Source organism: Neisseria sp. HMSC069H12, from assembly GCF_001812735.1.
Taxonomy (GTDB): Bacteria; Pseudomonadota; Gammaproteobacteria; order Burkholderiales; family Neisseriaceae; genus Neisseria; species Neisseria subflava.
Genome location: NZ_KV810232.1, coordinates 1 through 8511, shown reverse-complemented (window position 1 = coordinate 8511; position 8511 = coordinate 1). Strand labels below are relative to the sequence as shown.

General features: G+C 41.1%; 8 protein-coding genes. 6 read left to right on the top strand and 2 right to left on the bottom strand.

All coding sequences use genetic code 11. The features are described 5' to 3' along the window. The first annotated feature begins 63 nt into the window (after positions 1-63). The 3 genes from HMPREF2872_RS00320 to HMPREF2872_RS00310 all read left to right on the top strand — a co-directional run bounded on the left by HMPREF2872_RS00320 (position 64) and on the right by HMPREF2872_RS00310 (position 3553). Complete coding sequence (locus HMPREF2872_RS00320; RefSeq protein ID WP_070630373.1) at positions 64-2151, top strand: autotransporter outer membrane beta-barrel domain-containing protein; 2088 nt, start codon at positions 64-66, stop codon at positions 2149-2151. 208 nt (positions 2152-2359) lie between these two features. Beyond that, the gene (locus HMPREF2872_RS00315) at positions 2360-3148 is read left to right on the top strand and encodes a hypothetical protein (protein ID WP_168164744.1); all 789 of its coding nucleotides are present in this window, start codon (positions 2360-2362) and stop codon (positions 3146-3148) included. A gap of 60 nt (positions 3149-3208) precedes the next feature. Then, the gene (locus HMPREF2872_RS00310; protein ID WP_141752823.1) at positions 3209-3553 is read left to right on the top strand and encodes an FMN reductase; all 345 of its coding nucleotides are present in this window, start codon (positions 3209-3211) and stop codon (positions 3551-3553) included. A gap of 285 nt (positions 3554-3838) precedes the next feature. Here the strand turns inward: HMPREF2872_RS00310 and HMPREF2872_RS00305 are convergent, their stop codons facing one another. Both HMPREF2872_RS00305 and HMPREF2872_RS00300 read right to left on the bottom strand, forming a co-directional pair. Next, a complete protein-coding gene (locus HMPREF2872_RS00305; protein WP_210398832.1) occupies positions 3839-4471 on the bottom strand; it encodes a histidine phosphatase family protein in 633 nt (210 codons plus the stop codon). Between the two features lie 87 nt (positions 4472-4558). Continuing rightward, on the bottom strand, positions 4559-6502 hold the full coding sequence (locus HMPREF2872_RS00300; protein WP_070630364.1) for a PEP/pyruvate-binding domain-containing protein: 1944 nt from the start codon (positions 6500-6502) through the stop codon (positions 4559-4561). Between the two features lie 504 nt (positions 6503-7006). Here HMPREF2872_RS00300 and HMPREF2872_RS00295 point away from each other — a divergent pair. Genes HMPREF2872_RS00295 through HMPREF2872_RS00285 form a run of 3 tightly spaced genes read left to right on the top strand, consistent with a single transcriptional unit; the run spans position 7007 to position 8485 of the window. Beyond that, positions 7007-7666: a hypothetical protein gene (locus tag HMPREF2872_RS00295; RefSeq protein ID WP_283118944.1), complete on the top strand. Its 660-nt coding sequence runs from the start codon at positions 7007-7009 to the stop codon at positions 7664-7666. Continuing rightward, positions 7663-8148 carry a Tle-like phospholipase domain-containing protein gene (locus HMPREF2872_RS00290; protein ID WP_070630363.1) on the top strand — a complete coding sequence of 162 codons (486 nt, stop codon included), beginning with the start codon at positions 7663-7665 and terminating at the stop codon, positions 8146-8148. Before HMPREF2872_RS00295 ends, HMPREF2872_RS00290 begins: the two co-directional genes overlap by 4 nt. After that, positions 8123-8485 (top strand): hypothetical protein, encoded by a 363-nt coding sequence (locus HMPREF2872_RS00285; protein ID WP_070630361.1) that lies wholly within the window; start codon positions 8123-8125, stop codon positions 8483-8485. Before HMPREF2872_RS00290 ends, HMPREF2872_RS00285 begins: the two co-directional genes overlap by 26 nt. The last annotated feature ends 26 nt before the right edge of the window (positions 8486-8511 follow it).

Here is an 8511-nt window from a genome sequence, read left to right as displayed (position 1 = left end):
GTGTAAACAACGCAACGTTTTCCTACAGATAATGGCTCTAAGTTAAATATCAGTGATACAGTAATGATTGGAAATCAAAACAATGACGGTTTCGGTGGTAAATTGACTGTCACAGGTGCCGGAAGTGAATTAAATGTAGGCGGGGTTTTAAATATCGGTAACTACAGTAATGCGAATCTCTCTATTTTAGAGGGCGGAAAGGTAAGCTCAACATTTCATGGTGATCCTAACGCGCCTCACTTTTGGGGATGGCTTCTTCATAAGCCAGATGGTCGAACAGCTATTAATACTAAAATTATTATTGATGGTGAAGGTTCTGAACTTTCTTATCATAAAGACTCATTAATTCGTGTAGTTGGTGGCGGCCACAAAGAAACAAATGTTGATGTATTGATTTCTAATGGCGGTAAACTCAGCGCAGGTGTGTTGCAATTAGAAAATGGCACAGCCAATATCCAAATTGGCAACAAAGGTAAAGGTGGAACACTAGATGTTAAACGTTTTTCTATTGGTCTTACAAAACCAACATTCACCTTTGACCAAAATGATGAGTTGAATTTTACCCCTATTATCCACACGTATGGTTCACTGAAAGAATCTCATGTTAATTTCATACAAAGTGGTTCTGGCACAACGTTATTTGCGCCAACAAGCATGAGAGGCGTAAATTCTAAAATTGATATTACCGATGGTACATTGAAAGTCGGTAGAGATAATGTCTTTTTTGGTGCTGGAACTAAAACCAATGAGATTAATATTGGTTCCAAAGGTACATTAGCATTAAACGGTCATAATGCTGACGCATTAACCGTTAATAATGAAGGTACTATTCGTCTTGCCTCTGATGATGAATCGGCAAATAAAACACTTCGAGTGCTTGACTATACTTCTAATAACGGAAAATTGATTGTCAGTTCCGTTTGGAATAATGATTCAAGTACAACCAAGTCAGATCTTTTGTATATTCTACGTTCAGCAACCGGCCATACTGTAGTTGAAACGGCTAGTGGTTATATTGAAGGAGACATTCTTCGTAAAGCTCATGAAGATGCTTATTCAGCTCCTGTGGTTTGGGACGCAAATATAAATTCTCAAGCTACGTTTACTGGAACGGCTAAAACAAGAAATGCCGGAGAAGCTCAGTTAACCAAGAAGGATCGTTCTATTTACGCGTGGACATTAAAAGCATTTGGTCATGATATTTATGCGGCACCGGTTTCTGCATATATCCAAATGCCACGAGTCAACATGGAATTAGGTTATAGCGTGTTGGATACCTTACACCAACGTCGTGGTGAAATTAGTCAATCACCAAATTCTTCCGTTTGGGCGCGTGTTTCCGGTAAACGCTTGGAAACCGAGGGACGTTCCCGTTTAGACGTTGATAGTTCACAATATGTCGCACAAGTAGGTTATGACTTTAACCGCAGCGAAATGCAAAATGGCGTACCACAATCTCTAAGCGGTGTATATTTTGCTTATTCTCGTGCAGATAGTCGCTTCTACGACCAATATCGTGCTGAAAACGGCGTTGTGGCTGCTGATAAATATACCGGTAAAGGTAAAACAACAGCAGCAAACATCGGTGTATATCACTTATACCGTGCAGTAAATGATGCTTATGTGGATACTGTGGCTCAATTCTCTTACTTAACCAATAAGTATAATCCCAATCTTAGCCGTGAAGTAAGACAACATGGTTGGAGCGGTGCGGTATCTGTTGAGGGTGGTCACAGCTTTGCATTAGGCAATTCCAACTGGCGCCTTGAACCACAAACCCAATTGGTTTACCAACATTTAAAACTTCAATCATTCCATGATGGAGTTCGTGATGTTGCACAAGGTTCGGACAACAACTTACGTGGACGTATTGGTGTGCGTTTAAGCCACAGCAAAGACTTCCAACGTAACCCAAACGTGTATTTTGTCGCAAACGTATGGCATGATTTTGTTAAAGCAAAATCTGTCTTAATCGGTGATACCAAATATGGCGAGAATTATTCCCGCACTTGGTTGGAAGGTGGTGCAGGTTTAAATGTACCATTCGGTAATCACGCTATTCATGCAGATCTTCGTTTAGAACATTCTCTAGGCAATAAAGGTAACCGTTCCGGTGCGAAAGCCGTGTTAGGTTATAGCTACGCTTGGTAATTCAAATAACAAATATATAAAACAAAAACCACCTTCTTCTGAAGGTGGTTTTTTATTAGATGTTTTGGTTCTTATAATATGGTTGCTAATTTGTTTCAGCAATAAAAAAGTGATATGATCGCGCCCCGTCTTAATTCTGAGACAGAGAGGAAAAAAAACTATAAAATTTAAACTTAATAAACTTACGTTGCTTCTATTAGCCGCGCCATTGGCTGCGAATGCAAGCGTTACTTGGTCAGGGACTAATGACGGAATTCCGGAAACCCTTGGGAAAGTAAACCCAGATACGGTTAACGGCTTAGTTCAAGTTAGTAGTGGTAATGGTAATGAAGGTAATCTTAGAATTGATGGGGGCTCTGTTGTAAATATACAAGGGACATTACATATAGCCAACCATCGCCAGTCTAAAGGAACTGTTGTCGTTGACGGGCAAGGCAGTAAACTCATTGTAACCAGTGATGCCAATAATCCAATGAATATCGGTAACTTTGGTAGTGGTAATTTATATGTTTCCAATGGTGGGCAGGTAATCGGTGAATTTGAAGGGACTGAACCGACACCTCACTTTTGGGGATGGCTTCGTGATACCCCGGAAGATGTCACCAATACGGTAATTTCAGTTACCGGTAAAGGTTTATTGCTTCAGTACCCGAAAAACGCCGAAATTCGTGTTGCCGCAAGTGATTGGAGCTCTAAAACCAATACTGTTAATGTATTAGTTGCAGATGAAAGTAAACTTACTGCGGGGACATTAAGAGTAGGAAATGGTACAACCAACATCCAAATTGGTGATAACAACAAAGCAGGCACGTTTGATGTAGAAAAAATTAAACTTGAAGAGAATCCTCAAAAGGTCAAATTTGATTTCGCACAAACAGATGATTTTAACTTCACGCCTGAAATGACCTCAGCTTCCCCTACTACTAAGATTGTTGACTTTGTTCAAAGAGGGAGTGGCACCACTTTATTTGCACCAAGAAACATGAGTGATATTTAACTCTAATGTCAGTATTACTAACGGTACATTAAAAGTTGGTAGAGATTCAGCCAAGCTCCGTTGATTATTACGGGTGGCTTCCGTTCGCAAAACGCCATGGAAGATGCACTCGCCAGCGGCCATTTGGATTTGGTCGGCGTCGCCCGCCCGTTTGCCTTAGTCCCTGATTTGGCAAACAAAATGCAAAACGGCACTTACCCAACCGTGCAAACTGACCGCATCCAAACGGGCGTAGCGTTGGTTGATAAAAAAGCGGGCGCGATGTTGGAAATGAACTGGTATATGACGCAAATGGACTTAATCGGACAAGGCCAACAGCCTGATCCCAAATTGTCGGCGTGGAAAGTATTGCTGAAAACTTTGTGGGAAAACGGCAAAGCAGGGTTAAGTACGGGTAGAGCTTGATGGGGCAAGCAGTTGGATTTTAAAGTTGATTTGCAAAAACACCTGAAAATTTGACCGTATTTAAAAGCATGGAATATAAATAAATTGATACTAAAAAACCGTTTAAATCGTTAAGTACAAACGGTTTTTTAGAAGTTACGGTAGAGGCATTAATACAGAAAAGACGCTGCTTTGGTTGAGATTTAAAATAAAAAATAATGAGTAGATTTAAAACGAGCGTATTGGGGCTTGAGCTAACAGACTAACAGTGTGTCGATGTGTGAATTAGGTAACAGATTGTGATCATTATAAATGAGCCACATTGTTAAGCTGCTCAATATGAAAACCACTTTCACTATCGTATTTCACAATACTGATAGAAGTATTCAATAATGACACGGATTTACCCTCATCACGATGGTTTTCCAAAGTCGCTCCGCCTAATAAGGACAATAAAAGCCGCAAGGTGTGGCCATGCGATACCACTAAAATATTAGCGCCCGATTGATGTACCTTAATGATATCGTAAAGGGCGGCCATTGCACGTACTGCCAATTGTTCAAAGGTTTCGCCACCATTGCTTAATGCTTTATAAGCTGCCGGGTCATTGGTCAGTTGTTTGAATTCTGTTAGCTTCCGCAGGTCAGCGATCTGCATACCTTCCCAACTTCCAAAAGATTGCTCATTTAGTCCACAGTGTTGAAAAAGAGGGATGGGACGCTGGCCGATAATATGGCCAGCCGTATCAATGGCACGTTGTAAAATGCTGGAGTAAGCAGCGGTAAATTCTACTTGTTGTAGCGCTATGCCGGTTTTCAGAGCTCCTGCAATCCCTTGTTCGGTCAGTGGTGAATTGCCGGATCCCTGTAAAAGCCCCTGTTCGTTCCATTGGGTACGGCCATGGCGAATAAAATAAAAAGCTAGTTGTTTTGACATCATAGTTCCTCGTAGATCGGGAAGTATAGGGTATAACTAACTTATGATGCAAAGGCCGTCTGAAACGAGAATTTCAGACGGCCTTTTACTTTAACGTGTGCCGTTTAGATACGGTCGTGCCTGGAGGATAACAAGCTTACCATTGTCAAACGCCCATTCGATGTCCTGCTCACCATTAGCAAATAGCTGTTTGATTTGTTGGCCGGTTTGGTCAAGGCGACGTATTTGTTCTTGATTCATCACATTGCCACTGGTTACAGGCACTTCTCGTACTCCACCATTTTTATCCAGTTGCAATGCTGTGATTTCATTAGAGGAGCTGAGACGTTGTACAGAATCATTGCGACGGTTATAGACTACCTGTTCGGCTACCCGTTTACCTTCAACGACACGAATACCCAACCCGCGTTTGGCGGCAATGTAGGCGCTGTTTTTCTGAGCAATATCATAAGGATTGATGGTAACCAACACGCCGGAGAGATCTGCATTGATGCTTTGTTGCACAAAGACACTCATTTTCACGCTATCGTGAGGCAGTCCGGCAATACGGCGGGCTTCGTATGCGCTGTAATTGAAGACGGAAGCCCAAGATTGTTTCACCGCTTCGGCTAACGCGTTTTCATCGGTAACATTTGGCACGGTGGTGTACAGCCCTGCGCCGCTGAAATTGGGCAGGTCTTCGGAATTAGAGGAGCTGCGGACAAACACACCTTTGCTGTTTAATTGATTGTGCCATTGTTCAGCCCATCTGTGTTTCCATTCTGACGGGATTTCGGCATCGGTAATTTTTTTCTGCAGTGTGAGTAAAGCAGTGCGGCGCTTGCGGTTGTCTCCATCACTTTGCGTTTCTATTTGTGCCAGTGTTGTCGCATTAATACCCAGCCTATCCATCATGGCTTGATAGTAGGCAAACGGAATGCAGAATCCGTCAGGTACGTTACTGCCTGCAATATGGGTGCGGATATGACCGAGATTGGCAGCCTTACTGCCGCAGTAACGGCTGTCATCACGGCGCAGGTTTGCCAAGGCCCGAAGGCTATAATCGGAAACATTAGGTTGGGGCAGGGTAAGGCCGTCTGAAAAGCTTTTGCTGGTAGTGTTTTGGTTGGTTTGGACAATTCGGTATTGCTTAGCAGTCGCTTCAAATTCGATACGACGGCCAATATATGGGGCTAGGATTTTTTCTGCATCTTTAAGGTAAATATTGGGAATCCCCCAACCGCGTGCCAGTACATTCACATGGGACAATGCAGTAGATGGTTTTTCACTGATAATCCCTGCCACAGGAGGCAACTCTAGAGGAACCTCTTTCAAAATAATAATATCGTCGGCGCTAACATTATAAAGGTCATCTTCTTTGGCAATAACGCGTAATGTACCTATCGCTTTACCTTGGTTTAGAGGCAGGTAGGGGAAATTCTTAATCAAACTTTCTTGGGTAATAAAAGGAACTTTACTTTGTTCGGCAACGGTTTCCTGCCATAAAGAATTGGTTTTATAACGCAACGGAGCGTAGAAACTGTCTTTCAGACGACCTGCCGCCAATCTCAACAATTCAGGCGTGATTTTATCTCCTTCCCAAAACTCATAAACATATTCCTGAGTACTATTCTGCCAACTGATAGTACCAAACAGATAACGCCGGTTAGAACTACGGTATTGTTGATTCAATTCAGTTTTTGACAGCATAGGTTTCAAGATCGTAGCCAGATAGTGCTCATGCAGCCGAAATTTGGGAGTATTGATGTAGTCGGTACGGTTATCGTCTTCACGATCGATGAGAAAGAGGATATGAGGAATTTCATATTCACTACCTTGCTCATAGATACGCGAAAGTAAGTCAAAATCGGCTTGGCTTTTGATTGCAGATAATGCAGAAATTTGTGTTTTAACTGGGGTTATTGCAGTTTGACGCTTTTCAGACTCGTAATAAGAAGGCTTACGCGCCGTTGGTGCAGCCGTGTCGGCTGTCTCAGCTTCAGGACGGCAGGCTGAAAGTAAAAGCAATATTGGGAGACAAAAAGCAGGCTTCATGATGCTGTCGGTTATCTAAATCAGATGAAAAGTAATATACCTATAGTAAAAATCTAAATCAAACTGTTTGTTGCCTGGATGAAGCAGTTTTATCATCTGATATTAAATAGGCCGTCTGAAAAGTGATTTCAGACGGCCTTTTAGATTGTCAACACTCCTAAAATATTCATGGACCTGAATACTTTAAAACAAGTTATTGAAATTTAGAAGAAGGAAGAAGAAATAGAAAAAAACGATGAGTAGGATAAGGTAAAGTAGAGTTTCCAATATTTCTTAAATATTACCATTCAGACTACATTTTCCCCGTTAATTACTATCAATTTACCATCAGTATCATCTCAGTTAAGATGTCTGAATATTGTTATAATATACCTTAATAATCACTATTTAGAATAATGTGGTAAATACGTTGAAGCATCAGACAATCAACGAACATGAATGTATCCTGATCAAGTTATCTTAAAATATTTAATTTGCTCATGATATTGAATAAGGACTTTACTGATGAAACCTTTTATCCTGTTGCTATCTGCAGCTTTATTGTCAACTTTAAGCCTAAATGCCTGTACGGAGAGAAATAATATGAGTGTCCAACAACAAACGGAAGCACGTTTCAAATTAAACCCCGAGCCGAAACAACCATACAGGGTCAAGGTTAAGATTAAGAATGCACCGGGGCCGATGAAACCTATAAATGATATGTATATTGGTTATGCAGCAAGAAATTGTTCTTATACCATTAGTCGGTTGGCAGGTGCGACGGCATCTCCTGAAAAAAATGTTCCAATCAAAATGAATTTGGTTGGGCATGATGAATACGAAGTACTCTTCTATGCTGATGCTGTATTGGATGAAGATTATTTCGGAGAAGGTGTCTGTCAATGGAAGCCTGAAAATTTTGGAGCTTCATTTAAGGCAACAGGTAAAAAGGAAGAAACTGAATTCAATATCAGCGATGTAATGGAAAATCTTGAAAAAGAAAAAACACTGACCAAATATTATTGGAAGCGAGGGTATCCGTATCATAAAAATGAAGACGGTTTACCAGATGAAAGAATAGCCCCTGATTTTGGGGAAAATACTTTGGAAGGTTATGGACCGGGACCTCATAATGACAATGATTTTTTTAGTATTACCGTTACTTTAGAGGAAATTAAACCATGAGCCAACTAAGCAAACAACAATATGCCGACCTTGCCAAAGATTCCTATGAAAACCGTGTGGTTACCCCTCCTAATAAAACCTTACTTATTGGTGGAAATCATTATAGAGTCCTAGCTGTCCACAAAAATCCGACAACAGACTACCAAGGTGTAGTTTATCAAGATGTCCGTACCAATGAGATTGTTGTCGCCCATAGGGGGACGTCATCTCTGATGGATGTCAACGTTGATCTGAAAATGGTTATACATAAGGCCAATATCCAGGCAGAAGATGCAGCAAAACTGACTAGGATAGCGCTAAAAGCAGCTAAGGAATTTCACGATGATCACCCTGAGTATAACACCCCTCGAATCACACAAGTTGGTCATTCCTTAGGTGGAACGTTAGCTCAAATTCAATCTTATCGTTTCAAGCAGGAGGGCGTTACCTTTAACGCCTATGGTGCAGCAGCTTTAAATGGGATTCCTAAAGGGGGGGGATAAAGTAATCAATTACTCATTGGCGTCAGATGCGGTATCAGCTGCAGCGCCTCATTATGGTAAAATGGTTATCCTAGCTAAAGAAAGAGAATTAATCATGCTGAAACTTAATGGATACAGCAATGACAGTAACGGTATACCTTATTTAAAGGAGACAGTTTCACCAGCTGCTGGATCTCTGTTGTGGTCACACGGTATTGCTAATTTTACCGGTATTAATTCAATACTCTCAGAACGCAATTATCAGCCTGCTTTGGAATTGGCAGAACGCAATAAAAAATTGATAACTGATTATAGGGATGATGTTAATGACTACCGTAACACGTTACATAAGATGTAGGAAAACGTTGCGTTGTTTACACCACA